This window comes from Corynebacterium sp., from assembly GCF_030532965.1.
In the GTDB taxonomy this organism is placed as follows: Bacteria; Actinomycetota; Actinomycetes; order Mycobacteriales; family Mycobacteriaceae; genus Corynebacterium.
The window spans coordinates 85,583-112,503 of sequence record NZ_JAUNKC010000001.1 but is presented as its reverse complement, the minus strand read 5'-3'; the positions used below and the strand labels follow the sequence as shown (position 1 = coordinate 112,503).

The following is a 26,921-nucleotide window of genomic DNA, read 5'->3' as shown; positions in this document are numbered from 1 at the left end:
CGAAATGCGCGAACGCGCACAACTTCAGTAGGCGAAGCCAAGCGGGCTGTCCGGGGATAAACGCAAAACCGGAAGCATTAAGGAAAACCTCATGCTTCCGGATATGGTGTCACCATTAAAATGTTGCGCGTTTAGGCTTGGCCCTCAAACAGGTCGGTGACCGAACCGTTTTCGAAAATCTCGTGGATGGTCTTCGCCAGCAGCGGCGCGATAGACAAAACGGTGAGATTTTCCCAACCTTCAGTGGATTGCGGCAAGGTGTCGGTGGTGATGACTTCCTTGGCACCACACTGGGACAGCCGCTCCCGGGCGGGATCGGAGAACACGCCATGGGTGCAGGCGATAATGACATCCTCGGCACCCGCGTCACGCAACACACCAACCGCGCCAGCGATGGTGCCGCCGGTGTCGATCATGTCGTCGAGCAACACGGCGGTCTTGCCTTTGACTTCACCAACCACACGGTTGGCCACCACTTGATTCGCTACCTCAGTAGACCTGGTCTTATGGACGAAGGCCAGGGGGGCGTCGCCAAGCGTATTGGCCCATTTTTCGGCGACCTTAACCCGGCCCGCATCAGGGGAGACCACAACGATATTGTCCAAGGTGTAGTTTTTCTTGATGTAGTCGGTCAGAATCGGCATGGCGTGCATGTGATCGACCGGCCCGTCGAAGAAACCCTGGATCTGATCGGTGTGCAGATCCACGGACACGATGCGATCCGCGCCAGCTGCTTTCAAAAGGTCGGCAACCAGCCGAGCGGAGATCGGCTCCCGGCCCCGGTGTTTCTTGTCCTGGCGGGCGTACGGGTAGAACGGCAGGATGGCGGTGATGCGCTTTGCCGATCCGCGTTTGAGCGCGTCGATCATGATGAGTTGTTCCATGATCCACTTGTTCAGCGGTTGGGTGTGGGATTGGATGACGAAGGCATCTGAACCACGCACGGATTCTTCGAAACGGACGAAGATTTCGCCGTTGGCAAAATCACGGGCAGTCATGGGGGTAAGTTCAATGCCGAGCTCTTTGGCGACGGCTTCTCCGAGCTCAGTGTGCGCGCGACCGGAAAACAGCATCAGGTTTTTCTTCGGTTCGCTCCACTTGGTTGCGGTCATTGTGAGGGTTAACCTTCCTTAAGAAAAGTTGGGCCAGTTGAGGCGATGCGGCGAGTTAGAAAACCGCGCCCAAAATTAAAGTGTAGTGGGTGACGACCCACAATTGTTAGTGCAATTGGTGCCAGCCAGGTGGCGCTGGCCACAATCGGCACTGTGCGGGTATTAATCCTGCTCCAATGCTTTGGTTGCGGCGTCAGCAGCGGGCGTGCCGGGGCGTTTCTTCACTACCCAGCCTTCGATGTTGCGTTGCTTACCGGCCGATACCGCAAGAGCCCCTGGTGGCACGTCCTCCCGGATGACGGTGCCTGCGCCGGAGTACGCGCCGTCGCCGACGGTCACCGGGGCGATAAACATGGTGTCGGAGCCGGTGCGCACGTGGGAACCGATGGTGGTGCGGTGCTTATTCACGCCGTCGTAATTGACAAAAACGCTGGATGCGCCGATATTCGACTGCTCACCCACGGTGGCATCGCCGATATAGGTCAGGTGCGGCACTTTGGACCCGGCACCGATCTGGGCGTTTTTCGCCTCCACAAATCCGCCGAGTTTGCCCTTCGCGCCCAATACGGTGCCAGGGCGGATGAAGGTGAACGGCCCGACAGTCGCGGCGGGGCCGATCTCGGAATCGGAGCCGTGGGTGCGCACCACCGAAGCACCATCGCCGACGACCATATTGCTTAAGGTAGTGTCCGGGCCGATGACGGCATCGTCGCCGATGGTGGTGCTGCCCAGAAGCTGAGTGCCCGGATAAATAACGACATCGGATCCGATGGTGACCTCAACGTCAATCCAGGTGGATTCCGGGTCGATGATGGTGGCACCGCCGCGCATGGCCTCTTCTACTTTTCGACGATTCAGCTCCCGGCCCGCCTCAGCCAATTGCACCCGGTCGTTGACACCAGCGAGCTCACGATGGTCGGTGGCAGTGAAGGCGCGAACTGGATGTCCATCTTCCCGCGCAATCGAGAGCACGTCGGTGAGATACAGCTCGCCCTGCGCGTTGTCGGCGGTCAGCCTGCCCAGCGCTGAGCGCAGTACTTCAACGTCAAAGGCGAAGACTCCGGAGTTTACTTCCGTGATCTCTAGGGTTTTCGCGTCGGCGTCTTTTTGTTCGACGATCTCGGTGACTTCACCGGCGTCGTTACGCACGATACGGCCGTAGCCGGTGGGATCGTCCAGCTTCATTGTCAAAACGGTGACGGCCGTGGGGACGGCGGTGTGCGATTCGATTAGCCCAGAGATGGTTGCGCCGGTCAAAAGTGGCACATCGCCGTTGGTGACGACCACGGTGCCAGTGAAATCCGACAGCTTTTCCAAGGCGCATTTCATGGCATCGCCGGTACCGTTTTGCTCTTCCTGAATGGCGGTATAAACAGGGCTGGTTAGTGTTTCCGCTATTTGGTCCACGGCTGGGCCGACCTGGTCGCGTTGATGACCGACGACCGCGACAATCCGATCCGGCTTCACGTCAGCTGCCGCGTGGAGAGCGTGCGAGAGCAAACTACGTCCGCCGATTTGGTGGAGGGTCTTTTGCAGTTTCGATTTCATGCGCGTGCCCGCCCCGGCGGCGAGAACAACAACAGCAGTGGGAGAGGTGGAAGGTGTCACAGTGCGAATGCTCCTTGCAGTGGGAGAGTGTGCCCGGTCAAATGTACGTCATTAAGTGTACGGTGCTGAAGAAAAATTGGTGGGATATGCGGTGCTCGTTTTTCAAGCCAATACCACCGAGTTTTTAGCGAATCTGCTGGTGGAGGGGGCGGGGTGGGATTGTGGTGACAATGAGCGTAAGCACGCTAGTGTTGTCGTATACCCCTAACATCACAATGAACGTGATTGTGATTGCGGGATAACGAGTGGGAGAAAAAATGTCCAAGGCCGATGGCCAATTCCAGTTCAATGCACAGTTCAACCGACGTCGGTTTTTGGCGGCAGGGGCGGTAACGACCGCGTCCGCCGGTCTATTATTAAGCGGCTGTTCGATCGGAACCGACAATGCGGGGTCATCGACAACTGCGGAATCTTTCGCCCCCTCCTCAGCCCGAGTGCCGCGCGGCTGGGATGGGAAACCGCGCCCGCTGCCGATCCCACCGTTAGCGGAGTTTTCAATGGTTGACGGGCGGAAGGTGTTTTCACTCACGGCCAAGCAGGGGCAATCCGAGATTCTGCCGGGCGTGAGTACCACCACCTGGGGTTTTAACGGTTCCATGTTGGGGCCAACCATCCGCATGAGCCGGGGCGATAACGTCGACCTGCGGTTTGAGAATACCCTGCCCGATGTCACTGCCGTGCACTGCCATGGGATGCTGCTTCCGGCGGACATGGATGGCGGCCCGCATTCGGCCATCCAGCCGGGCAAGGTATGGACTAGTTCGTTCACTGTGGAACAACCCGCCGCCACCTTGTGGTATCACCCGCATCCGCACGGTGAGACCGGCGTGCAAGCCTACCGCGGCTTAGCGGGGATGATCGTGCTTGACGACGACATATCCGCAGGCCTTGACCTGCCGAATACTTATGGCGTGGACGATATTCCAGTCGTCATCATGGACGCGAACTTCACCGACTCCGGGCAGTTGGACGAAACCTTCGACCAGAACTTGGGGTTGCAAGGCGACGTCCCGCATATCAATGGGATAACCAACCCGGTGTTTGAAGCATCCACCCGCCGGGTGCGGCTCCGGCTGCTCAATGGCTCTAACATGCGGTTCCATAATATTTCCACCTCGGATTCCCGACAGTTTTACGTCATAGCTTCCGACTCCGGGTTATTAGAAGCCCCGCAACCCGCCTCCGCCGTCACTATGGGGCCAGGCGAACGCACCGAGATCGTCATCGATGTGGCACCGGGCGAGGAGTTTTCCCTCATGAGCATCGGCTTTGCCGATAACCTCGGGGTGCCGGAGGACGAATACTCTTTGGACTTCAAACTCAAAGATGTTCTCAACCTCCTGTTAATTAAGGGGCCGAAAGAGGATGCAGCCAAGAAACTACCGGAGCTTCCGAAAGTCTTAGACCCCAGCGCCGCCGCCCCGGTTGCCGTCGCCGATGCGATTGAGCGCAGCTTTGAGCTCAATACCTTCGAAATCAACGGCCAGTCCATGGACATGAATCGGGTTGACGTGGTCATTGATCACGCTGACCCGGAAGTGTGGGTGGTCACCAATGGCAATTCCGATTGGATTCATAATTTCCACATCCACAACTGCGCATTTAAGGTGCTGGAAGCGTCTGAAACGACCGTCAATTTCGACACCTACGGCTGGAAAGACACCGTGACCATCCCACCTGGGGTGACCCTAAAACTCGGGGTGATTTTCGGCCAGTACCGTAACAATCACTACCCGTATATGTATCACTGCCACATGCTTTTCCATGAAGATCAAGGCATGATGGGGCAGTTCATGCTGCTCAACAAAGGCGAAGTGCCCGAACTTGATACCGATTACACCCGTGGGATTAGCGGTATCCACAACCACTAGTGCTTGTCGGCATCAGCCTTCGCTCCCTTTTGGTGGGGCCGCCAGTGCGGCCCGGTGGGGTGTTGACAAGCACAAAAAATCCGCACATAGTGTGCGGATTTAAACGCTTCCCTGCAAGGACTCGAACCTTGAATGACGGTACCAAAAACCGTAGTGTTGCCAATTACACCACAGGGAAAGGTGTTGAAGTGAGTAAAGAATTTCAATCACTTTGACCTAAGAGATCATACATGAAACCGGGGGACAAAGGCCAAATTCCCATGTCTTTTACGTAAAACCCACCCCGCGTCGGACACTACCTGGCGTTATGTGCCGCTGGTTTCCGGTATTTTCCCATCACCCCAGTGTTGTGACTTTAGGCTCATGGGACAACCAGATAGGCTGTAACACATGGTTCGGCAGCGCATGACAGGAAAAGAACGCCGCGAGCAATTAATCGCCATCGGCAGAAGCATTTTCGCCGAACGCGGCTACGAAGGCACCAGCGTGGAAGAAATCGCCATGCGGGCAGGGGTATCCAAACCGGTGGTGTACGAACACTTCGGCGGCAAAGAAGGACTCTACGCCGTGGTGATCGACCGCGAAATGACCAAATTGGAATCCACCATCACCCAGTCTTTGCTCACCGGGCGTTCCCGGGCCCGGATCGAACAGGCTGTCATCGCGCTATTAACGTACGTGGAAGAAGACACTGACGGTTTCCAAATCCTCGTCCGCGACACCCAGCCCGGCATGGGACGCAGCTATTCCACCCTGCTGAACGACGCCGTGGCCCAGGTATCCCACATTCTCGGCAATGCGTTTACCCGAAGCGGACTCAACCCCGACACCGCGATCCTTTACGGCCAGGCGCTGGTGGGAATGGTCTCTATGACCGCCCAATGGTGGTTGGATCAACGTGAAACCGAAGACAGCCTGCCCAAGGAAGTCGTCGCCGCCCACATCGTCAATCTGTGCTGGAACGGACTCGGCGGAATGGAAGCGGACCCGCAACTATCAAGCGTTACATCACCTCCCGCCCGGCTCGGACACCGCCCGCCGCAGGCGGAAGTAACCGAAAACAACACCCACCCGGAGGGAGAAACCAAGACACCGCCCGCCGCAGGCGGAAGTAACCCACGACGACGGCACCACCGATAAGCAAGACACCTAAGCCTGCAGCCCGCGCCGACCACTGCCACCACCGTTTGAGAACCCATCCAGCACACTAAGGAAACCGCACACCACCGTGAGCCCCACAACCGCCACCTCCCAACCAGCCATGCTTGCCGGATTGCTGAAAACCGCAGCCAAAGACCCCAAGCTCACCGGCCTTATCACCCACTTAGGCGACCAGCAGCTTCACGTCACCGCCATTGACCAAGCCCGCCCCTGGGCGATTGGTACCTTGGCCAACCACGCCCCGGTGTTGGTAGTAACCGCGACTGGGCGGGAAGCCGAAGACTTAACCGCCGAATTAAAAGCAATGTGGGGCGACAAGGTCGCCTGGTTCCCCGCCTGGGAAACTCTGCCGCATGAACGCCTATCGCCCGCGGCCGACATAGCCGGGCAGCGCGCCCACATCATCGAGTCGCTACCTACCTTGAAAATCGTCGTCACCGCAGCTCGGGGCGTGTGCCAACCGATTCTGCAACACGTCGATGGTCGGAAGCCGCTTATTCTTACGGTTGGAACCGACTACGACATGGCGTCGATAAGCAATGAACTAGTCTTTCGTGCCTATAAACACGTCGACCTGGTTGCCCGACGCGGCGAATTCGCTATCCGCGGCGGCATCCTCGATGTTTTCCCCACCACCAGCGACACCCCAATACGGCTGGAATTCTGGGGCGACGAACTGACGGAAATCAGGTGCTTCAGCGTCGCCGACCAGCGCGCCTTGCCCGATTCTGACCTCCACACCGTCGAACTGTATACCGCCCGCGAACTACCGATTACCGACGAGATTGCGCGAACCGCCCAAGCTCTTGCCGCCCAGCACAGCAGCAACCCCACCCTCCAGGAACTTTTGAGCAAAATCGGCGATAAAATCCCCACCGACGGCATGGAAGCACTCATCCCTGCGCTGGTCGATACCCCGCTGGTCACCCTGCCGGAACTCATGCCACCCGGCACACACGTTGTGGCGCTGCACCCGGAAAAAATCCGCACCCGGATCACCGACCTTCAGGCAACCGACGCGGAATTCCTCGCCGCGGGGTGGGAAGCCGCCGCCCTGGGGGCAGCAGGCCCGGTGGACTCCGCCCACCTGGATCTCACCGCCTCCTCCTACCGGTCGTACGAGTCGCTGATAAAAAGCGCCCAGAACGCCGGAAACCCCTGGTGGACCATCACTCCGCCCGGCATGACCGGCGACTTCGACGCCGATATTCTGCCGCTGGAATTTAGCACCCCACCCACCCCACGGGGCGATCATTCCGAAATCGCCGCCATGATGACCATGCTGCGCGCCCACGTCACGGCAGGCGGGAAAGCCGCCTACATCGCGCCCGCCCACGGCGCGATAAAGCGCATGACTGAGCGATTTATCGAAAACGGAATCCCCACCAAGGTAGCAACACCGGGCTTAGAACCTAATGCCGGGGAAATTACCCTCTACCAGGCGCTTAGTCACGCCGGGCTGGTATTTAACCCCAGCGGCAGTAACCAAACAAAAACCACCAGCGCACCTTTGGTCGTCATCACCGAAACCGACCTCACCGGCAACCGGGTCGGGGATATCGCCGGCGCGAAACGTCGACAAGCAAAACGCCGCCACCGGGTCGACCCGCTGGCGCTAAAAACCGGCGACTTTGTGGTGCACGAAACCCACGGAATCGGTCGATTCCTCAAAATGACCGAACGCACCATCACCACCGGCGACGAAACCTCACGCCGTGAATACATCGTCTTGGAATACGCCCCAAGCAAACGCGGCCAACCCGCCGACCAGCTCTATGTCCCCATGGACAGCCTCGACCTGTTATCGCGCTACGTTGGCGGCGAAAAACCCACCCTGTCCAAAATGGGCGGCTCCGACTGGAAAAACACCAAAAAGAAAGCTCGCGCCGCAGTCCGCGAAATCGCGAGCGAACTGGTCGAACTCTACGCCAAACGCGCCGCCGCGCCGGGGCACGCCTTCGCACCGGACTCACCGTGGCAGCGGGAGATGGAAGACAACTTCCCCTACGTGGAAACCGAGGACCAGCTGTTAGCCATTGAGGCGGTCAAAGCCGACATGGAGAAACCAACTCCCATGGATCGCGTGGTTGTGGGTGATGTTGGCTACGGCAAAACCGAAGTCGCCGTGCGCGCCGCCTTTAAAGCCGTCCAGGACGGCAAACAAGTGGCCGTCCTCGTGCCCACCACGTTGTTGGCGCAGCAACACCTCGCCACCTTTATCGACCGGATGGCCGGTTTCCCGGTAACCATCAAAGGGCTGTCCCGCTTCACCAGTAATGCGGAAGCCAAAGAAATCATCGCCGGGCTTGCCGACGGCAGCGTCGACGTGGTCATCGGCACCCACCGATTGCTGCAAACCGGCGTCCAGTGGAAAAACCTTGGCCTGGTGGTCGTCGACGAAGAACAACGCTTCGGTGTGGAGCACAAGGAACACATCAAAGCGATGCGTACCCACGTCGATGTGCTTACCATGTCGGCAACCCCTATTCCGCGCACCTTGGAAATGTCCATGGCGGGTATCCGGGAAATGTCGACCATCCTCACCCCGCCGGAAGACCGCCACCCGATCCTCACCTTCGTCGGCGCGCAGGAAGACAAGCAAGTCGCGGCCGCTATTCGACGCGAACTGCTGCGCGACGGCCAAGTATTCTTCGTGCACAATAAAGTAGCCGACATTGAAAAGAAAGCCCGTGCCTTAAGGGAACTAGTGCCCGAAGCGCGAATCGTCGTGGCCCACGGCCAAATGGGCGAAGAACTACTCGAACGCACCGTTCAAGGATTCTGGGACCGGGAATACGACGTATTGGTGTGCACCACAATTGTGGAAACCGGGCTCGACATCGCCAACGCCAACACTCTCATCGTGGAAAACGCCCACCACATGGGCCTTTCCCAGCTGCACCAATTACGTGGCCGGGTGGGTCGGTCGCGGGAACGCGGCTATGCCTATTTCCTGTACCCCAAAGACACCACCCTGACCGAAACCTCCTACGACCGGCTTGCCACCATCGCACAAAACAACGACCTCGGCGCGGGCATGGCGGTGGCCATGAAAGACCTCGAAATGCGTGGTGCTGGCAACGTCCTTGGTGCTGAGCAATCTGGGCATATTGCTGGTGTTGGCTTCGACCTTTATATCCGACTCGTCGGGGAAGCCGTGGAAGCATTCCGGGCGTTGGCGACCGGTCAGCCTATCGACGGCACCGACAAAGGCCCCAAAGAAATCCGCATCGATTTGCCTGTCGACGCCCACATTCCCGACACCTACATCAACGCCGAACGACTCCGCCTTGAGGTCTACCGCAAACTCGCGGCGAGTACCACCGAAACCGACCTGCGGCTAGCCGTCGAAGAAATGGAAGACCGCTATGGGCCGCTACCGGACGAAGTGCGGCGCCTGCTGTCCGTCGCGCGTCTACGCCACCTGGCTCGCCAAGCTGGGGTGAGCGACATTGGGGTGCAAGGAACCCGGATCAAGATACACCCGGTGGAATTAGCCGACTCCAAACAAGTCCGACTCAAGCGGCTCTACCCGGGGGCGACCTACCGGGCCGCCGCCAAGGCGATCCAAGTGTCCATCCCGCGATCCGGACGCAATATCACCGACCCGAAACTCCGCGACGTTGCGTTGCTGCAGTGGGTCGCTGATTTCCTTAGCGCCATGTTCGATGTGCCAAAAATCGATGTGCACGACGGAAACCATTCGGCGGAATCCACCGTCATCAGCGTCAGCGAATAACACCAGCAAGTTGAAACCAGAGTGCGGCTATGCCGCCGAGCACTGCGGCGACGATGGCGGCTACGGCCGCATAGAGCCCGGTGAGAGACGAGCTGCTGGGGCGATCGCGTGGTTCCGGTTGAGGTGGGGTAGGGGCCGAGGTGGTTTCGTTAGTGGAGCTGCCGGTAGTAGTCGTGGTGGGGCTGGTCGTTGAGGTGAATGTTGGCGTGGTTGTAGCCGTCGTTGTGGTTGTGCTTGTGGTTGTGGGAGTAGTTGGTTGTTCGCGTGCTGTTTTAACGAGTGCTTCGACGTCCTCAAACGTCAAGGCGGCATTGATGTTCTGAATGTAGGTTTGTCGTTGAGTTTCTGTGAGATTGGTCAGATTAGTGACGGTCTGAGCGGCGGCTTCCTTCACGGCGGCGAATTTCTTCGCTTTTAACACGGCAGTTACCCGTTTGATTACGGGGAACGTGCTCACTGTAAGGGTGGAGATGTCCGGTTGGTCGTAGGTCCGGCCGTCGCGGTCGATGGCGTAGGTCATAATTCCGCCTTTTACGCCACCTTGGTGTGGTTGCCAGCGTGCGATCTTCACGGCAGGGGTGTCTTCCACCGGGCCGATTGCGCCGGGGAATCGGTTGCGGTCGTTTTCCTCGGGGTTGGCGTAGCTGGGGAGAAATTGGCAGCTTGAGAGGAAGAACCGGTAGGTGTTCCAATAGGAATTTTGGATTTCTGCCGGGTCGGTCACGTGGTAGGTCTGCACGAAAACGTAGTTGACGTATTGCGCTACTTCGTCGACGTAGGCTTTCTGCGCATCCCTATTGGTGTTGTAAGTCAGCAGTGTATCGGTGTTGGAAAACGGTCCGACCAGTTGGGAAAGCGCACGCACGGTGTTGCGCAGGACGCGGCGTTGGTCGGAATTGAGGTCGCGCTCCATGTCGATGTCGATGCCGTCAAGCTGGTAGGGGCGAACATACTTTTCGACGAGGCGTCGCGCGTGCGCAGCGAATTCCTCCGGGCTACTGGTGGGGCTGAGAGCTGGGTCGAGGATGGTGGAAATATCCAGCGTGTAGAGGACTTTTGTGCCCCGTCGGTGAAGTTCCGGGAGGTACGTGGATGTGAATGTCGACCAGAATTGCTGGTCGCTTTGTTGGTGGTCCGGGACGTGAATAAGCGAAAGCACGTCGATATTGTGTGGAATATCGGTCATCGCAATGACATTGGGGCCGATTTTGTCGCCGGGGTGCTGTTGGATTTCTTTATCCCGCCAGGTTCGGTAGTAGGCGGCGACGATGGGGTCGCAGTGTGCGTGCTCGCCAGCGTCCGGGTGAAAACCTGTGTGCTCCGGGAGGGGGAGTGCGGTTGGGTTCGCCGCGACGGGTGAAGAGGTGAAGCCGGAGACCAGGCTGGTTGCCGTGATAAGCGAAACGATGGCGTGGCGCAGACGCATGACAAGACTTCCTTAACCAAAGGTTTATGAAATGTTTAGGTTAATTTAAATCCTGTCGCGAATGATTTTCAAACCACAACATGTCGCTAATCTGCTACATTCTTCGCGCGGACGTGGCCTCGTCGAAAAGCGTTGAGACGGTGACTAGAGAGTGACGCTTCCGTTTTGGAGCCCGTATATCGCGTAACCTGCGGCGAGGACGATGATGACGACAACGCACCACTCGAACGTATTGAATATCTTTTCCTTTCGGATCAGCCGCGTCCACACGTAAGGCACGAGACCTGGCACCACCGCGAGTGCGCCCAGAAGCACGTATTTGGGGTCGGCTGCATAAATAAGCCAAAGCGAATAGATAAAGGCGATCAGTCCCACCGCCAAATGGCGGCGGTTATCGGCTGGGGCGATACGTGGGCCGGAGTCGTTGAATGCTTTTCCGGCGTGCGGGTGGGTAATTCCGCGACCGCGCGTGGCTAGCAGGATCAGATAAAGCGCGGAGAAGATATATGGCAAAAGGTATAAGACCGTGGCCAACTGCACCATGGAAACGTAGGTGGTTTCATTGAGGTAGAAAATCACCACACAGATCTGAATCACGACGGTGGAAATCAATTGCGCCAACCACGGGGCACCAGCGGTGCTGATCGCGCCGATTTTCCGGGGCAGCAACCCATCGAACGCCATCATTGCGATCGGCTCGGCGCAGAGCATCTGCCAGGACACATAAGCGCCAAGAACCGAGAGGCACAAGCCGATGGAGATCAGTGCGCCACCCCACGGCCCGACAACCGCTTCCAGTACACCTGCCATGGAATTATCCGGCAGGGCGGCGAGCTCTTCCTGGCTCAGCACACCGAAAGACAAGGTTGCCACGGTAACCAAAAGCACGAGCACGGTGGCAAAACCTAAAACAGTGGCGCGGCCGACATCGGAGCGGGTTTCTGCCTGCTTGGAATATACGGAGGCACCTTCCACGCCGATGAAGACCCACACGGTAAAGAGCATGATGCCTTGTACCTGCTCCATGACACTAAGCCTGGAGCCTTCACCCCAGAAATCGAAAGTGAAGGTATCCCAGCTGAAACCTAAAAACAGCACCAAAACTATGAACGCGAGGATCGGCACCAACTTTGCGATCGTGGTCACCGCGTTCATGACCTTGGCTTGCTTAATGCCCTTAGCGAGAACCGCGAAAATCACCCAGGTGAGCACGGATACCGCGGCGGCCTGTTGCCACCGGTGCTCAGAATCGAAAATGGGCAGGTAGAAACCCAATGTCGAGAAAAACAGGGTTGCGTAGCCAACCTGGGCGATAACGGAGCCAAGCCAATACCCCCAACCTGCGGTGAACCCGATGTAATCACCCAATCCGGCGCGAACATAGGAGTACACCCCGGAGTCCAAAAATGGCTTGCGATGAGCCAAGATCTGGAATACAAAGGCAACCGAAAGCATGCCGACACCGGCGATGACCCAGCCGATGAGCATGGCGCCGGGGGCGGCTACCGATGCGATGTTCTGCGGCAGCGCGAAAATTCCCGAACCGATAGTCGATCCGATGATGATGCCTACCAGCGTCCACATCCGAACAGTGTGGCTTTTCGCTGGCGTTGTTGCGATTTCAGGGGATGGTGCGTTCACCGAACTAAGACTAGTACATATTCAATTATCTACCCAATATTATGCGGGGTTATGGTGTGGTTTTAGCGGGAAGTGCTCCGCATAATTCGGTTGTTGTTGGCGGTAATTTCCATCGGTGCCATCGCGCATCTTCTCAGTGTCGTCCTACCGACTGGCACCGCAGCTTTTTAGAATAGGAACAATGACTCCAACCAACGCTCATGCAATCACCCAGGTGCTCGTAGTAGATTCCCGGTGGCCGGGGTGGCTTGCGCCGCAAGAAATGGCGGCGGTTGCCCGGGCGCACCGGGACAATGTCCTGCATTTCGCCGCGGCGGTACCTGTAGACGGTCAACAGCAACTGCTAGCGGCGGTTACCGAATCCGGTGGTGCTGGGCTTTTGCCAGAACCTACTGAAACCGCCGCGGGTGGGTTACTCGTCGCAACCACCGTTTCCGATCCGGAGGTTCAGGCGGCGTTGGCTCTTGATATTCCCATGACGGTCGTTCCAAGCGTGCGTGACGCCACAGCCCAAGCAGTTGCGGCGATGCGGCGGGCGTTGGAGATAGGGCAGTGGGAACGAGACCAAACCCACGAAAGCCTCATTCCGTATCTGAAAGAGGAAACTGCGGAATTGATCGACGCGATTTATGCGTTTAGCCAGGCTAGGGATGCTGATCGTCCGCAGGCTGCCGAAGACCTGCGGGCGGAATTGGGTGATGTTTTGCTCCAGGTGTTGTTCCACGCCGAGATTGCCGCGCGGCGCGGGGACTTCGATTTTTCTGATGTTGCCGAGAGTTTCGTCGAAAAGCTGCGTGCCAGGTCGCCGTACCTTTTCGACGGCACCACGTCGCTGGTCCCCACCGAAGAGCAGGAACGACTCTGGCAGCTGGGTAAAGCTAAGAAGTGAGCTGACTCATGGTCGCAGCTGGTTGCCGGGTTAGATCACAATTAGGTGAGAGCTTGCTTAGGATTGGGCAGGCAACACGCCGCAATCTGCGCTTTGTCTGGGAATTTTTCGCAGAAGTTGTGAAAAGAATTTACGCTTTGAACTGCGATTACTTCGATGGGTATAAATATGAATTCCAAACTGCCGGTTCGTGACAGTGAATTCACAGAAAAGTTGGGTAGTATGACTCGGCATGAGTTCAGGCGGAGTACGGCGAGTAGCCGGATGTGGCGCGGGGATAGTCCTTTCCCTCATCTTGGTAGTGTCCTTTGTGGGCTGGAGTCTGTCGTTTTTAGAAACCAAAGCCCCATTCCGTCAATTGCAGCCGGTATCGAGTGATGTGCCGCCCGCCCCGGCAGCCGAGGTGCCGCTTATCGACGTCCATGCGCCGGGCCGCACTTCCGACAAATTAACGTTCTGGGCGGATCCGATAGCGCCCGAGGTTGGGGTCAGTTCCGCGGCGCTGCGTGCTTACGCGAATGCTGAATTGATCGCGGCCGAAGCATGGCCGGGCTGCAACCTTTCGTGGGGCACGCTAGCGGGAATCGGATATGTCGAGACCCGGCATGGCACCTATTCCCACTCGTTGTTCGGATCGCGCACTATTGACGACAACGGGTATGTCCTTCCAGCAATTGTTGGGATCCCGCTGGATGGATCCCCTGGTTTTGCCGAGATCAGGGATACCGATGGCGGCAAATACGATGGTGACACCGAGTTTGATCGTGCGGTCGGCCCGATGCAATTTATCCCGACGTCGTGGCAGCGGTTTGGGCTCGACGCCAATGGTGACGGGGAGGCGGACCCGAATCAGATTGACGACGCCGCGTTATCGGCAGCAAACCTCTTGTGTTCCAGCGGTGATCTCAGTACGGCTGAAGGCTGGACGGCTGCCATTCGTAGCTACAACAATTCCGAACAGTATCTAGCGGATGTTCGCAATGCGGCGGCCTCCTATGCGTTGCAGCAACCAGCGTTTTAACGCGCGGATTTAAAAAAGCCACTCACCCGGTGGACAGTGTCGGGTGAGTGGCTTTTAGGCTTCGGTTTGCCTGATGGCGGGGTCACGGCGACACCTGGTGTGTTATAGGTCATAGGTGGGTGTGGAAATGTTCACGTGATCCGGAAGGCAAAATGTCTAGTTTGTTGGCATAATTGTATGTAGTCGTGAGTTTTGGCTAAAAACAAAAAGTAACAAAAAATTTCAAACAGTTACGGAAAGAAACAGGCAGTTTCAAACAGGGTTGAACCTCACTACGTCAAATAAATAGACATAATCCAACACGCATGATTGGGTTGTGTCGAAAAATACAGCACCCTTCACACTAAGTAGGAGATTAATAGTGGCTGACATCATGTACGTTTCCGCCCGCGAGATCATGGACTCCCGCGGTAATCCAACCGTCGAGGCTGAGGTCCTGTTGGATGACATGTCCGCAGGTATCGCAGGTGTTCCTTCCGGTGCATCCACCGGTGTTCACGAGGCGCACGAATTGCGTGATGGCGGCGATCGCTACCTCGGCAAGGGTGTCCTTAACGCAGTGGACAACGTCATCAACAAGATTGGCGATGAAATCGCGGGCCTTGAGGCCGACGACCAGCGCCTGATCGATATGACCATGATCAAGCTGGACGGCACCGCCAACAAGTCCAACCTCGGCGCAAATGCGATTCTTGGTGTATCCATGGCTGTCGCACACGCTGCCGCACAGTCCGCAGGTTTGCCGCTGTACCGGTACATCGGCGGCCCGAACGCCCACATCCTGCCAGTTCCAATGATGAATATCATCAACGGTGGCGCTCACGCCGACTCCGGCGTTGATGTGCAGGAATTCATGATCGCCCCAATCGGCGCTGAGTCCTTCTCCGAGGCACTGCGCATGGGGGCTGAGGTCTACCACGCTTTGAAGTCTGTAATTAAGTCCAAGGGCCTGTCCACCGGCCTGGGCGACGAGGGCGGCTTCGCTCCTTCGGTTGATTCCACCAAGGCAGCACTTGATCTCATTGTTGAAGCCATCGAAAAGGCTGGCCTCAAGCCAGGCACCGACATTGCGTTGGCGCTGGATGTCGCTTCTTCGGAATTCTTCAAGGACGGCAAGTACCACTTCGAAGGCGGCGAATACACCGCTGATGAAATGACCGCAGTCTACGAAGGCTTGGTTTCCGAGTATCCAATCGTGTCCATCGAGGACCCACTCCAGGAAGACGACTGGGAAGGCTACACCGCCCTGACCGCAAAGATCGGCGACAAGGTTCAGATCGTCGGCGACGACTTCTTCGTCACCAACCCAGCTCGGCTTGCCGAGGGCATTGAAAAGAAGGCTGCTAACGCCCTTCTGGTGAAGGTCAACCAGATTGGTACCCTCACTGAAACCTTCGACGCCGTAGATATGGCACACCGCGCTGGCTACCGCACCATGATGTCCCACCGTTCCGGTGAAACCGAAGACACCACCATCGCCGACTTGGCAGTGGCTCTTGGCTGCGGCCAGATCAAGACTGGTGCCCCAGCTCGTTCCGAGCGGGTGGCAAAGTACAACCGGTTGCTGCGCATCGAGCTTGAGCTCGGCGATGCAGCGGTCTACGCTGGTCGTTCCGCTTTCCCTCGCTTCAAGGGATAGTCACAGATAAGCATTAGAGACGCCGGGTGTGAAGACGAAAAGGCAGTCTTCGCGCCCGGCGACTTTGTGTTGCGGTGCAGTCGCGCCGCCAAGTGGGGTTAAGATTAAAAGCCTATGGCACATAAATTTTTGCGAAACGTTCCCATCGAAAGTAGGGAAAACCGGTCAGAGGGCACCGAACGTACCATTCGGCTGCCGCGTATTCGGTTGGGGTACGGCCCGCTCGCGATCGTTATTGTCGTTATCATCGTTGTTTTGGTGATGATAACCGTGCCGCTGCGTAACTATATGGAACAACGTGCGGAAATCGCCCGCCTTAATGCGTCGATTAGCCACTTAACGGAGCAGAAAAAGACCATTGAGGCCGAGATTGATAAATTCCAATCCGAAGAATACGTCCGTGAGCAGGCGCGCATCAGATTGGGAGTGATCGAACCCGGCGAGATCGCATTCCGGATTATCGACCCGGCGCTTGAAAACAACCGGCAGACTGGTGAGTCGTTGCATGCCAACGATGGTTCCGGCGACGCATGGTTCAATATCCTGTGGGATTCCATCTCTACGCCAGAAGCGCTGGAGAGTGAAGAAACCGCGCCGCAACCAGCAGGGAATTTGCCGTTGGCACCGGACCCCAATGCGCCGGAAGCCCCCGTTGAAGCACCACCCGCAGAGGTTCCTCCGGCTGAAGCACCCGCCGATGATGCCGCTTCAGGCGAGGTCGCTCCCGCGGCACCTGGGCAGTAAGTTCGGCCCACGCCGGCGGCGTCGACAAGCACGCAACCTGCTAAACATCGACGATTGTGCGACAATACTTCGCATGGATGTAACGCAAGCAGATTTAGAAGCCGTCGCACGCCAGCTCGGACGCGCCCCTCGCGGCGTACTGGAAATTTCCTACCGCTGCCCCGACGGCGAACCTGGGGTAGTGATGACCGCCCCTAAGCTTGACGACGGCACCCCGTTTCCCACCCTCTACTACTTGACCGACCCCCGGCTTACCGCCGAAGCCTCCCGGTTGGAGGTCGCCCACGTGATGAAGTGGATGACCAGTCGGCTCGAAACCGACGCGGAATTGCAAGGAGACTACCGCAAAGCGCATCAATTTTTCCTGGACAAGCGAAATGCCATTGAGGATCTCGGCACCGATTTCTCCGGCGGCGGCATGCCTGATCGGGTGAAGTGCCTGCACGTACTCATCGCATACGCGCTGGCGGAAGGCCCCGACCACTTCCGGCTCGGCACCGAAGCGGTAGCAATGGCCGCCGACCACGCCGGGTTGCGCGGCACCGCCATCGATGCGGATTGGCCCACGTGCGAAGAGCTTGGCATCAACCTGAGTGATTTCGATTTCAGCAACGCGGAAGCGCCCGGAAACCAAGGAGGAAACTAAATGGCCCGGTTTGCTGCCATCGACTGCGGCACAAACTCGCTACGGTTGCTCATCTGCGAATACAAAAATGGTGTAACCAAAGAAATCCTCCGGCTCATGGAGATCGTCCGGCTCGGCCAAGGCGTCGATGCCACCGGAGAGCTTGACCCCGCCGCTATTGAACGCACCCGCGAGGTATTAACGAAATACGTGGAGCTCATGCGGCAAGAACGCGTCACCGACGTACGCATGGTGGCCACCTCCGCTACCCGGGACGCATCAAACAAAGACGAATTTTTCCGAATGACTGCCCAATTGCTCGGAACCATCCGGCCGGGCGCGATGGCGGAAGTGATTACCGGGGAAGAAGAAGCCAAGCTGTCGTTTATTGGCGCGGTCGCCGACGTAGCGGATGAACCCGGCCCGTACTGCGTGATCGATCTAGGCGGCGGCTCCACCGAATTTGTGGTAGGCAACGCCGACGGTGAAATCCTTGGGTCGCATTCCGCACAAATGGGCTGCGTTCGTATGACCGAGCGGATTATGCGCTCTGATCCGCCAACCGAAACCGAGCTTGAGATCGCCCGCGATCACGTTGCGGAACGTATCGAGCAAACCCAATTGATCGTGCCGATCACGAAGGCCAAGACCTTTGTGGGCTGCGCGGGCACCTTCACCACCATCGCCGCATTGGCGTTGGGGCTGGAGGAATACGACCCGAAGGCAATCCACGATTGTCAGTTGCGGTTTGATGCGTTGCGGGTGTTAACCAATCAGCTCATCGGAATCACCTCCGCTGAGCGGCGGATGAATCCGGTGGTGCATCCGGGTCGGGCCGACGTGATCGCCGGTGGGGCAGTGGTGGTGCAAGGTATTCTCGACATGATTGAGAACCAAACCGGCATTACCAGCATGGTTATCTCCGAAAAGGACATTTTGGATGGCATTATCGCTGACCTCATTGCCGATTCGGAGGCGGCTGCGGCTATTCGGTCGGCCGCTGTCACCGGCGAAGTTGTATAAAAAATAACCACTTAAACGGCAACATTTCACCTTTTGCTTGGAAGTGGTTTAAACTTGGTACTCGTTGCCCCCATAGCCCAATCGGCAGAGGCAGTTGACTTAAAATCAATCCAGTGTGAGTTCGAGTCTCACTGGGGGCACCACCAACGTAACCAACAACTTCATAAGTCACATTCAGCAGGACACACAGTGGGAATATCCCAAAAACACGGTGTGCCTGCTTTTTTCATTTCTAACGTTTGCCTTAAAAGAGTTAAGGGATAAAAGTTGGGTTAGGGGACAAAAAGGGGTTAAGGGACAAAAGTGTGTCTGTTCCCGAGAATTAGAACTTCCCGTAATGGTCGGCCCACGAGAAGCCACGAAAACGTTTGCTCAGATTAGCGATCAAACCTATGACGAATCGTGTTTTCTGTCGTGGTGAGAAAACCCGTGAATCGTCATCGGTCATGTCATACATTCCGTGTCGAAACGGCTAATGGTGTCGGCTAAAAAGCTTTAAAATTATCCGGGATTACACGAATACTGTGATGATTCTTGCTTGGAGGTGGTCACACTGGGGTTTTTCTCACGGCTTATTGCCAAGTCGCGCCAGTTAGATCCGCACGATTGCAGCGATCGGGTGCGATCTGGTGTAATCAGCAACGCTGAGGTTCAGGCCCGGTGGGCGGAATTGGAGCGGCGGTTTTTAAGCGGGCGGCTGATAGCCGGTAACCGGGAAGAGATCGAAACGATAGCCGCAATTTTTGACGTATCAACCCACGCGTTTGCTGAAGCGGTGGTTAAGGATTCGTGGCCGACGTTCTTTTTAAAGGATGTACCTGACGAAGTGCAAGAAGCGTGGATTGCTGGGCTTTCCACGCCGCTCACCGAAGCCGATGCATCCATGTTGGACTACTTGGGGTGGTGTGGTAACGATGAAGCGCGGCGGGTAGTGAGTTCCTATGCGGGTAAAGTGCTGCCGCCGGATTTCCACCCCGATTACATTCAGCTCTGTGCCCATGCGGCTGGCTGGCAGCCGCATGATGACGGTTCGGTTACCACCTTGGTGTATCCACGATTGATTCCGTTTCGTCGCCTAGCTGCAACCGATACCGCACCGGCGGATACGGCGGTTATCGGCGGAGTGCTGGCAGCCGACTGCCCTCAGTGTGGTGGAGCGTTGATAACCGGCCTTTCGATACCGGAAGGGGATCCCCGGTTCGATTTTCTGGCGGTTGACCATGACATTTGCATTCCTATCTGCATGAATTGTCACTTCTATGAATTTGATGCGGGCGCAGGACACCAGGCCTGGATTCGGCTGGAACCAGGCGGTGCGTGGCAGATTGACGATGCGGAAGAACCTCACGATGTTCCGGTGAGCGACGAAGAATCTGACAAAGACGATGCGGTGCAGTGGATTGCTGTCTCGGATTCGGCTGATACAGGTGTAGAACGCAACAGCGTGTGGCGAAATTACGCGACCGGCTGGGACGAACCGAGCATCGGTGGCCACCCGACGTGGCTTCAGGAAGCGCAATACCTAGCCTGCCCTGATTGCGGAAAAACAATGAAACACCTGGCGCAGATTCCCGTCGATGCGCTTTTTGCGTCTGGTGGCTATGAACCTGTGTTGTATATCCAATTATGTCGTGACTGCATGATTGCTGGGGTTGTACCCCAAACAACGTAGAAGGATAAGGAAAATCGTAACGGAAAGGGAAATGATGGGTAATACGGCACCACCTGCTACAGAATCAGATATTCGCGCGTGTGAAGCGGCCGTGGGTGCGGTTTTCCCAAAGTGGCTGCGGTCGCGGCTTGCTCAGGAAAATGGTTGGCTTTTCGACGACACCCGGGGGCCAACCGGTGAAACCTGGACGTTCCTGCCCGTCGTGGATCGCGCGGACAGGAAACGTCGAAAAGCAACGGCCGAAGACATCGCGTACCACACGCGGAAACTAAAAGAAACGATAACCGCACCAGAAGTATGCGCCGTGGTGGCCATCTACGGGACGCGGCGCCTTGTCTTGCTTAGCGACGCCACCACCGAAACCTTCGACCCGAAGTTATGGCGGCAATCCGGCCATGGCGGCATTGATGAGGATGCGCCGATCGATGCTGAAACCTGGTTGGCGGGCCCGCACAAACCCGATGGGTTGCGGCCCCAATCCGAGCTGCCGCACTTTAACTATCACCCCGATCCGGTGGCGACCGGCTCTATCCAAGAAAACTACGAGTCGGTGTGCCCCTGCTGTAATAAACGCACCGGGTGGCGCTACTGCACCAGGCCGTATTCGCGCCACGATGGGCTTGACGATATCTGCCCGTGGTGCATCGCTGACGGCAGCGCCGCCGAAAAATTTGCTGCCTCCTTCAGTTATTATGACGATCCCGACGTTCCGGCAGAAGTTATTGACGAAGTAGCTTTGCGCACACCCGGCTTCATATCGTGGCAGCAGGAGATGTGGCTGAGCCATTGCTCAGATGCGGCGATGTATCTAGGCACGCCAACCTGGGAAGAACTGAAAGAGAAACCAAGCGCGTGTGACGCGATAGTGGACAACGGCTTCGACCGGGAATATCTGCAGTACATCGACCCTGACGGCGCGCTCGTCGCATACCTATTTCAGTGCCGACACTGTGGCGAGTATGTAGCCTACGTGGACTACACGTAAATCCACGCCCGAAAGCTGGTACTGGGGGTGCTGGTGGTGGCGATGGCCAAAATTTTTCCGTGGTGGAAAAGTTGCTGTGACCTGGCAAATATCGATGTACATGAAAAATACTGCCAATTCACAGCGACTTGCCAGCGTGAGGGGACGTCGTGTCCAGAATGGGTCTTTACATTATGTAATTAGTTCCGGTTGATACGAAACACAGCTAGAGCTACAGAGCTAAAGCTACAGCCAGAACACAAGAACATAACAGACAAAAACTAATCGATACCCTCAAAGGAGCGCACTATGCACGCAGTGACCGCAACCGCAATCTTCAATGAACGAGACCTTTCCGCAGCCGATGTCTACTACATTTCTGACATGAATCCTTATGACAATCGTTCTTCGTACTACGTGAAAGAGCGGAAAGGCTCCGAGATCGGGACGGGGGTGAGGACGCTACGAAGCTTAACGCGAACGACGCCGCAGCATATCACGCGAGTGCGGCACCGTTGAGAACCGTCCGTTACAACCAACCGTCTTTGATAGAAGGAGATAGATATAGGGACTTACGTGAACTAATTAAGCGAGAGCTTCATGATTTTCCATTTGCCGACCAAACCCCCTAGCCTGCAGACATAGAGTAGAACACAGCGGTTAGGGGGTTTGCTCATGCATAAATTTGCCGCTATCTATTTCCAAACCTATTAGGTTAGGGTATGCTAAACGCGATCTGAATTGAGTAGGCGTCGTGGAAGGTTGAAGAATGGAAACTGCCCCCTCAATGTCACCAGTGTTGCTGTGGTGCCACAGCGGTACCGCGACCATCAACGCGCCCGATAAAGTCATGTCAGTGCTGGCAGGCGACCTCATTGTCGCGCCGCACGGGGCGTTCGTCACACCAACCACGGGGGTCGCTGGCGTGTCCCAAGCCACCGGCATCGTGATCCCCATTCGCTTCCCGGAGTTATCGCTTGAAGGGGGAACCCGGCGCATCCACCTTGGGTCGGACTGGTCCGCCCGCATGATCGCCGAATATTCCCGCAGCTTGCTGGGGGAGTTGGTGCTGAGCGAAGACATTGAAAAACTCTTCAATATTCACCGACTGCAATCACCAAAATTGCCAGTAGCGGCACAAGCACGGGCGGTGGCGAAACAATTGCATGCCAACCCGGCCGATCAACGATCGCTCCAAGATTTTGCCAACGAGCAACACGTCAGCACGCGCACCCTGCAACGGCAATTCCAGGCCACCACCGATTTCAGTTTCAGTGAGTGGCGGGCCGCGCACCGAGTGGCGGTCGCCGCCGAGCTGCTCAGCCACAATTTCACCATCACTAACGTGGCTTCCATGGTCGGTTTCGATGCGACCAGTAGCCTTACCCGGGCCTTTAAACGCCACACGGGAGCAACCCCTGCGGCGTTTACGGCCGGAACAATCGGCATGGGGGCAGCCGGAATAGCGCCGGAGCCGCCAGTGCTTACCACGTTCGCCCGCGCCGAAGACGACTTGGTGCTGTGGATTTACCAGGGTGCGGCCACGGTAACCACACCCGGCTATTGTCGATTCTTAGCCGGTGGCGAAACGGTCACTATCCCGGCGGGAACCAATACCCGGCTTGATATAGCTGCGGGTGCCATTGCCTTGCCGGTCCCCGTCGATTTCAATGAGGCCAACGCCACCATCGACCGGGTGCTGATGACCGGAATGTGTACAGTACCGGAAGCCGCGTTCATGCCGCTGAGCCAACAGGCGCGGCGCGCCGCGGAAGACGTATTAATCCCAACTGTATAAGCATTTGATTACAAAATCGTATCAACCTGCAATTGTTCAATATTCACCGGGGAACTAAAGTAAATTCGTCAACGTTATTCAGTATGTACACTTAAGTGCTCATGAAATTCACGAGCACCATTAATCTTTACGTGAAAGGACAGTGACCTGAAACCATGCGTAGCAGCAATCCGGTTTTGAATTCACTTTCTGGGGCAAAGGCAGCCGCAAACTACTACGGTGGCTACAACAACGCCCAGGACCCTTACGGCGCTTACACCGCGCCGGTTCAGTCCGAGCGCCCAATGACCGTGGATGATGTGGTCACCAGTACCGGAATCACACTCGGTGTCATCATCGTCGGCGCGCTCGTTAACTTCGGCATCGCAGCCTTCTTTAACCCCCAACTGGCGTTGATTCTCACCGCTGTGGGCGCCATCGGCGGCCTCATCATGGTGTTGGTCTCCACCTTCGGTAAGAAATACGGCTCCAAGGCGGTTACCCTGGCTTACGCCGCATTTGAAGGTCTCTTCGTGGGTGGCATCTCCCTCATCCTCTCCGGCTTCCTGGTGGGCAACCAGAACGCTGGCAACCTGATCGGCCAGGCCATCCTGGGCACCATCGGTGTGTTCATCGGCATGCTGTTCGTGTACAAGTCGGGTGCAATTCGGGTAACCCCACGGTTCACTCGTATCCTGACCGGCGCGATCATCGGTGTGCTGGTTCTGGCACTGGGCAATATGCTGATGTACTTCCTCGGCTTCGGCGCACCACTGCGTGACGGCGGCCCGATCGCAATCATCTTCTCCCTCGTCTGCATCGTCCTGGCTGCGTTGAGCTTCCTGCAGGACTTCGACATCGCAGATCGTCTCATCCGCGAGGGTGCTCCTGCGAAGTACTCCTGGGGCGTCGCTCTTGGTTTGGCTGTCACCCTGGTGTGGCTCTACACCGAGATCCTCCGCCTGCTCAGCTACTTCCAGCAGCGCTAAGGCATTGTAATTGCGGTGATCATCGATTATCACCGCAATTTTTAAACCGGCCCGCCACCGTTGTGTATCTACACAGGTGGCGGGCCGGTTGTGTTACCGGAATGGGTATTTGATCGGATTAGGACTTCGGTGGAGCCAAATCCGGTACACCGGTTATAGGCTCGTCATCGACTTCGATCGTGGTGAAAACAACACCGCTTGGGGTTTCTGCCGGATCTGTGAGGGTTATCTTCACGGCGCTGTACGTGGTGACGTTCTTTTTCTTCTTCGTGGTCTGGCTCACCCGAAGGCCAGAGGCCGCCGCCTCTTTTTTATCCCACTTCTCCCAGACCAAATGAGTAACGAAGTCGGCGTTGTCAAGGCATGTGATATGCAACGCCGACGGTTTCACCTGTGCCGGCCCGATGCAGTCGATCACCCCCGGCTCGTTTTTCGTGGGTGGGGTGCTGGCTGCCGCGGTTTCTGCCAAATTCGTGAGATAGGAATCGGGCCTTGTAGGAGATTCAGTGGCGGTGTCCACCTTCTTGGCGGAATCTTGATGGCTGGGCGGTGTGCAGCCTGTTACTAGCATCGCGGAAAGAAAAAGGGTCATCGCGCCAGCTGCATGTCGCCGAAGCGATGACCCACTAAGTGAAGGAGTCACCGGAGTAAAAATCCTTGAGAAGAATTAAGTACGGTTAGCTATTGCGCAAGGTAGCGGCCTTGAGGGAATCATAAGGCTCAGCAGAAACGATCGTCACGGTGATCACCTTGCCGCTAGGGGCGGTGTATTCCCGGGTGTCGCCCTCGTGTGCGCCGAGGATAGCTGCGCCGAGCGGGGACTGCTCAGAGTAGGTTTCCAGATCCTTGTTATCGGAGGCTGCGGCGCGGGTACCGATGAGGAAGGTTTCTTTATCGGACTCGTCGCCGTTGTAGTACACGTGCACCACCGAACCGACGTATGCGACACCTTCCACGATGCCGGTGCGTTCGGTGGTGGAATTAGCGAGAATCTCGGAAATTTGCTTAATGCGGGCTTCTTCGCGGTCCTGCATGTCGCGGGCGGCATCGTAGCCAGCGTTTTCCTTAAGGTCGCCTTCTTCGCGGCGCTCGTTGATTTCCGCCGCGATGACTGGGCGGTGCGCGATCAGGGCGTTGAGCTCTTCTTCCAGCTTTGCTTTGGCTTCCGGGGTGATGTACTGCTTTTGGTTCTCAGCCATGATGGGTTTCGTACCTTTTCTTCACTTCTGCGATAGTCATTTTGAAAACCCCTGACAGTAAAACAACCAATGTTGTAATGCAGGGGTCATAAAAATTCGTGTATTGACGTGGAATCTTACCACATACAATCACTATTGTTGCTTAGCCGCTGGTATCCAAATAGAACGGAATATCCTCGCTGCACCCATACGCGCCACCGGCGACGGCCAATTCACGGGTTGGGATATCCGTCTCAATACGTTGCTGCGTCGGGCCGCCCGGCGCGATATACACTTCACGACGCCCCACCTCGGCCATATCGTAATTGAGTGCGGTGACGATGCAATAGGCGGGCACGGAAACGTCCTTGCGGCTGATGTCAGCCCACACCCGCAACGTGGAGTCGTCGATGCGCTCGGAACTGGCAAAGGAAATATTGGTCGACTGGTTTTCTACCGTGCGCAGGTATTTAGCGAAAGCTACCCCGAATGAGGCGACTAAAACGAGCGTGAAAATAGCCACGAGTTTGCCGGTCCAGCCGGTGCCCGACTGTTGTGGCGTTGCGTGATACCTCGAACGATTGGACATGGCGTATGTCAAAACTCCTTGTGTTGGGCTTTAAGCGTCGACAATGTGGTGAAACTTAAAGCCGCAGTGGCTGACGTTATGGGCAATTAACCATGCTTATCTTACCTAATATTTCTCAGTTACTATCTGAGGTTATTAAGGCAGTACAGTTAAGGGAAGTTTTTAGGTGGAGACTGCCGCTGATTCGGTACGCCTGGGCGGGCAGTTGCACATTTTTATGAGAAAGAAGGAACGAGATCCGTGAGCGGTTTGCGCATTCTTGCTATTCACGCCCACCCCGACGATGAATCGAGCAAAGGCGCAGCCACCATGGCTCGCTATGTCGCTGAGGGACATCGCGTCATGGTGTTAACCTGCACCGGGGGCGAACGGGGCGACATTCTCAACCCAGCGATGGATAAGCCTGGTGTTTTGGAAAACATCAAAGCTGTTCGTGAGCAGGAGATGGCCAACGCAGTCGCTGCCTTGGGGGTGGAGCACAAGTGGTTGGGTTACGTTGATTCCGGTTTGCCGGAGGGCGACCCGCTGCCGCCGTTGCCGGAGGGTAGTTTTGCGTTGGCGGACACGGAGGAGGTGACCGCGAAGGTGGTGGAAACCATCCGGGAGTTCCAACCGCATGTGATTATCACCTACGACGAAAACGGTGGTTATCCGCACCCGGATCATCTTAAGGTCCACGAAGTGTCCATGCGTGCCTGGGACGACGCCGGCGACCCGGATTATCGTCCGGATCTTGGCGAAGCGTGGGAGCCGAAGAAGCTGTATTATTCGCATGGTTTTATCCGGCAGCGGTTGGAGCTTTTCCACAATTTGCTTGTCGACGCAGGCAAGCCCAGCCCCTACACGGAGATCCTGGATCGGTGGAAAGCCCATAAGGGTGACATCATGTTGCGGGTCACCACCCAGGTGGAGTGCTCCGAGTATTTCCCGCAACGCGACGACGCCTTGCGGGCGCACGCTACCCAGATTGATCCGGCTGGTACTTTTTTCGGCACCCCGATTGAGGTTCAACAGCGGTTGTGGCCCACGGAGGAATTCGAATTGGCCAAGACCCGGGTGCGTACCTCCTTGCCGGAGGATAGTTTGCTGGCTGGATTGGAATGACCGCATAGGTTTCTACAATCCCTGTCGGTTGTATGGTGTAGCGGTGTGGGTTGGATTTCCGACAAACACTATGGATGGTGCGTGCGCGGCTTTCGACACAGACGTTAGTCACAGGGGTTAACTGTCGGTGAGGGCGGCGGACTACACTG

General features: G+C 56.8%; 22 protein-coding genes and 1 tRNA gene. 16 read left to right on the top strand and 7 right to left on the bottom strand.

Annotated features, from left to right (window positions below; genetic code table 11):
* Positions 1-131: 131 nt before the first annotated feature.
* Together Q4D85_RS00525 and glmU are read right to left on the bottom strand one after the other, a co-directional pair.
* A complete protein-coding gene (locus Q4D85_RS00525) occupies positions 132-1,112 on the bottom strand; it encodes a ribose-phosphate diphosphokinase (RefSeq protein ID WP_303197473.1) in 981 nt (326 codons plus the stop codon).
* 162 nt (positions 1,113-1,274) lie between these two features.
* Positions 1,275-2,720 (bottom strand): bifunctional UDP-N-acetylglucosamine diphosphorylase/glucosamine-1-phosphate N-acetyltransferase GlmU, encoded by a 1,446-nt coding sequence (gene glmU / locus Q4D85_RS00520; protein ID WP_303197471.1) that lies wholly within the window; start codon positions 2,718-2,720, stop codon positions 1,275-1,277.
* Positions 2,721-2,977: 257 nt separating this feature from the next.
* Between glmU and Q4D85_RS00515 the strand changes: the two genes are divergently transcribed.
* The 3 genes from Q4D85_RS00515 (at position 2,978) to mfd (ending at position 9,491) form a co-directional block, all read left to right on the top strand.
* Positions 2,978-4,591, top strand: a complete 1,614-nt coding sequence (locus Q4D85_RS00515) for a multicopper oxidase family protein (protein ID WP_303197469.1) — start codon at positions 2,978-2,980, stop codon at positions 4,589-4,591.
* A 390-nt stretch (positions 4,592-4,981) separates the two neighbouring features.
* Positions 4,982-5,731 carry a TetR/AcrR family transcriptional regulator gene (locus tag Q4D85_RS00510; protein ID WP_303197467.1) on the top strand — a complete coding sequence of 250 codons (750 nt, stop codon included), beginning with the start codon at positions 4,982-4,984 and terminating at the stop codon, positions 5,729-5,731.
* Between the two features lie 121 nt (positions 5,732-5,852).
* Positions 5,853-9,491: a transcription-repair coupling factor gene (mfd, locus tag Q4D85_RS00505; protein WP_303197688.1), complete on the top strand. Its 3,639-nt coding sequence runs from the start codon at positions 5,853-5,855 to the stop codon at positions 9,489-9,491.
* On the opposite strand, the gene Q4D85_RS00500 is transcribed toward mfd, so the two are convergent.
* Both Q4D85_RS00500 and Q4D85_RS00495 read right to left on the bottom strand, forming a co-directional pair.
* Complete coding sequence (locus tag Q4D85_RS00500; protein WP_303197466.1) at positions 9,481-10,917, bottom strand: glycosyl hydrolase family 18 protein; 1,437 nt, start codon at positions 10,915-10,917, stop codon at positions 9,481-9,483. The genes mfd and Q4D85_RS00500 overlap by 11 nt on opposite strands.
* A gap of 144 nt (positions 10,918-11,061) precedes the next feature.
* The gene (locus Q4D85_RS00495; protein WP_303197686.1) at positions 11,062-12,537 is read right to left on the bottom strand and encodes an amino acid permease; all 1,476 of its coding nucleotides are present in this window, start codon (positions 12,535-12,537) and stop codon (positions 11,062-11,064) included.
* A gap of 202 nt (positions 12,538-12,739) precedes the next feature.
* On the opposite strand from Q4D85_RS00495, the gene Q4D85_RS00490 reads away from it, so the two are divergent.
* The 12 genes from Q4D85_RS00490 (at position 12,740) to Q4D85_RS00435 (ending at position 23,901) form a co-directional block, all read left to right on the top strand.
* Entirely contained in the window at positions 12,740-13,447 is a 708-nt protein-coding gene (locus Q4D85_RS00490) for a MazG nucleotide pyrophosphohydrolase domain-containing protein (RefSeq protein ID WP_303197465.1), read from the top strand.
* 232 nt (positions 13,448-13,679) lie between these two features.
* Complete coding sequence (locus Q4D85_RS00485; RefSeq protein WP_303197464.1) at positions 13,680-14,468, top strand: lytic transglycosylase domain-containing protein; 789 nt, start codon at positions 13,680-13,682, stop codon at positions 14,466-14,468.
* Positions 14,469-14,829: 361 nt separating this feature from the next.
* Positions 14,830-16,107, top strand: coding sequence for a phosphopyruvate hydratase (eno, locus tag Q4D85_RS00480; protein WP_303197462.1), 1,278 nt, complete (start codon positions 14,830-14,832; stop codon positions 16,105-16,107).
* Between the two features lie 114 nt (positions 16,108-16,221).
* On the top strand, positions 16,222-16,851 hold the full coding sequence (locus Q4D85_RS00475; RefSeq protein WP_303197461.1) for a septum formation initiator family protein: 630 nt from the start codon (positions 16,222-16,224) through the stop codon (positions 16,849-16,851).
* Positions 16,852-16,924: 73 nt separating this feature from the next.
* Complete coding sequence (locus Q4D85_RS00470) at positions 16,925-17,497, top strand: DUF501 domain-containing protein (protein WP_303197460.1); 573 nt, start codon at positions 16,925-16,927, stop codon at positions 17,495-17,497.
* Positions 17,498-18,499 carry a Ppx/GppA phosphatase family protein gene (locus Q4D85_RS00465; protein ID WP_303197457.1) on the top strand — a complete coding sequence of 334 codons (1,002 nt, stop codon included), beginning with the start codon at positions 17,498-17,500 and terminating at the stop codon, positions 18,497-18,499.
* 66 nt (positions 18,500-18,565) lie between these two features.
* Positions 18,566-18,642 (top strand) — tRNA-Leu (locus Q4D85_RS00460).
* 395 nt (positions 18,643-19,037) lie between these two features.
* Positions 19,038-20,171, top strand: a complete 1,134-nt coding sequence (locus Q4D85_RS00455) for a hypothetical protein (RefSeq protein WP_303197456.1) — start codon at positions 19,038-19,040, stop codon at positions 20,169-20,171.
* 31 nt (positions 20,172-20,202) lie between these two features.
* Positions 20,203-21,156 (top strand): CbrC family protein, encoded by a 954-nt coding sequence (locus Q4D85_RS00450; protein WP_303197454.1) that lies wholly within the window; start codon positions 20,203-20,205, stop codon positions 21,154-21,156.
* Between the two features lie 288 nt (positions 21,157-21,444).
* Entirely contained in the window at positions 21,445-21,654 is a 210-nt protein-coding gene (locus Q4D85_RS00445; RefSeq protein ID WP_303197453.1) for a hypothetical protein, read from the top strand.
* Positions 21,655-21,904: 250 nt separating this feature from the next.
* A complete protein-coding gene (locus Q4D85_RS00440; RefSeq protein WP_303197452.1) occupies positions 21,905-22,933 on the top strand; it encodes an AraC family transcriptional regulator in 1,029 nt (342 codons plus the stop codon).
* Positions 22,934-23,088: 155 nt separating this feature from the next.
* The gene (locus tag Q4D85_RS00435; RefSeq protein WP_303197451.1) at positions 23,089-23,901 is read left to right on the top strand and encodes a Bax inhibitor-1/YccA family protein; all 813 of its coding nucleotides are present in this window, start codon (positions 23,089-23,091) and stop codon (positions 23,899-23,901) included.
* Positions 23,902-24,019: 118 nt separating this feature from the next.
* On the opposite strand, the gene Q4D85_RS00430 is transcribed toward Q4D85_RS00435, so the two are convergent.
* The 3 genes from Q4D85_RS00430 to Q4D85_RS00420 all read right to left on the bottom strand — a co-directional run bounded on the left by Q4D85_RS00430 (position 24,020) and on the right by Q4D85_RS00420 (position 25,668).
* Positions 24,020-24,544: a hypothetical protein gene (locus Q4D85_RS00430; protein WP_303197449.1), complete on the bottom strand. Its 525-nt coding sequence runs from the start codon at positions 24,542-24,544 to the stop codon at positions 24,020-24,022.
* A gap of 34 nt (positions 24,545-24,578) precedes the next feature.
* On the bottom strand, positions 24,579-25,100 hold the full coding sequence (greA, locus tag Q4D85_RS00425) for a transcription elongation factor GreA (RefSeq protein ID WP_303197443.1): 522 nt from the start codon (positions 25,098-25,100) through the stop codon (positions 24,579-24,581).
* A 142-nt stretch (positions 25,101-25,242) separates the two neighbouring features.
* On the bottom strand, positions 25,243-25,668 hold the full coding sequence (locus tag Q4D85_RS00420) for a DUF4307 domain-containing protein (RefSeq protein WP_303197441.1): 426 nt from the start codon (positions 25,666-25,668) through the stop codon (positions 25,243-25,245).
* 240 nt (positions 25,669-25,908) lie between these two features.
* On the opposite strand from Q4D85_RS00420, the gene mca reads away from it, so the two are divergent.
* Positions 25,909-26,772, top strand: a complete 864-nt coding sequence (gene mca, locus Q4D85_RS00415) for a mycothiol conjugate amidase Mca (RefSeq protein ID WP_303197440.1) — start codon at positions 25,909-25,911, stop codon at positions 26,770-26,772.
* Positions 26,773-26,921: the final 149 nt, after the last annotated feature.

Coding starts and splice junctions, on each gene's coding strand:
- Q4D85_RS00525 (WP_303197473.1), bottom strand. CDS start 1,112: ATGACCGCAACCAAGTGGAGCGAACCGAAGAAAAACCTGATGCTGTTT.
- Q4D85_RS00515 (WP_303197469.1), top strand. CDS start 2,978: ATGTCCAAGGCCGATGGCCAATTCCAGTTCAATGCACAGTTCAACCGA.
- Q4D85_RS00510 (WP_303197467.1), top strand. CDS start 4,982: ATGGTTCGGCAGCGCATGACAGGAAAAGAACGCCGCGAGCAATTAATC.
- mfd (WP_303197688.1), top strand. CDS start 5,853: ATGCTTGCCGGATTGCTGAAAACCGCAGCCAAAGACCCCAAGCTCACC.
- Q4D85_RS00500 (WP_303197466.1), bottom strand. CDS start 10,917: ATGCGTCTGCGCCACGCCATCGTTTCGCTTATCACGGCAACCAGCCTG.
- Q4D85_RS00490 (WP_303197465.1), top strand. CDS start 12,740: ATGACTCCAACCAACGCTCATGCAATCACCCAGGTGCTCGTAGTAGAT.
- Q4D85_RS00485 (WP_303197464.1), top strand. CDS start 13,680: ATGAGTTCAGGCGGAGTACGGCGAGTAGCCGGATGTGGCGCGGGGATA.
- Q4D85_RS00475 (WP_303197461.1), top strand. CDS start 16,222: ATGGCACATAAATTTTTGCGAAACGTTCCCATCGAAAGTAGGGAAAAC.
- Q4D85_RS00470 (WP_303197460.1), top strand. CDS start 16,925: ATGGATGTAACGCAAGCAGATTTAGAAGCCGTCGCACGCCAGCTCGGA.
- Q4D85_RS00465 (WP_303197457.1), top strand. CDS start 17,498: ATGGCCCGGTTTGCTGCCATCGACTGCGGCACAAACTCGCTACGGTTG.
- Q4D85_RS00450 (WP_303197454.1), top strand. CDS start 20,203: ATGATGGGTAATACGGCACCACCTGCTACAGAATCAGATATTCGCGCG.
- Q4D85_RS00445 (WP_303197453.1), top strand. CDS start 21,445: ATGCACGCAGTGACCGCAACCGCAATCTTCAATGAACGAGACCTTTCC.
- Q4D85_RS00440 (WP_303197452.1), top strand. CDS start 21,905: ATGGAAACTGCCCCCTCAATGTCACCAGTGTTGCTGTGGTGCCACAGC.
- Q4D85_RS00435 (WP_303197451.1), top strand. CDS start 23,089: ATGCGTAGCAGCAATCCGGTTTTGAATTCACTTTCTGGGGCAAAGGCA.
- greA (WP_303197443.1), bottom strand. CDS start 25,100: ATGGCTGAGAACCAAAAGCAGTACATCACCCCGGAAGCCAAAGCAAAG.
- Q4D85_RS00420 (WP_303197441.1), bottom strand. CDS start 25,668: ATGTCCAATCGTTCGAGGTATCACGCAACGCCACAACAGTCGGGCACC.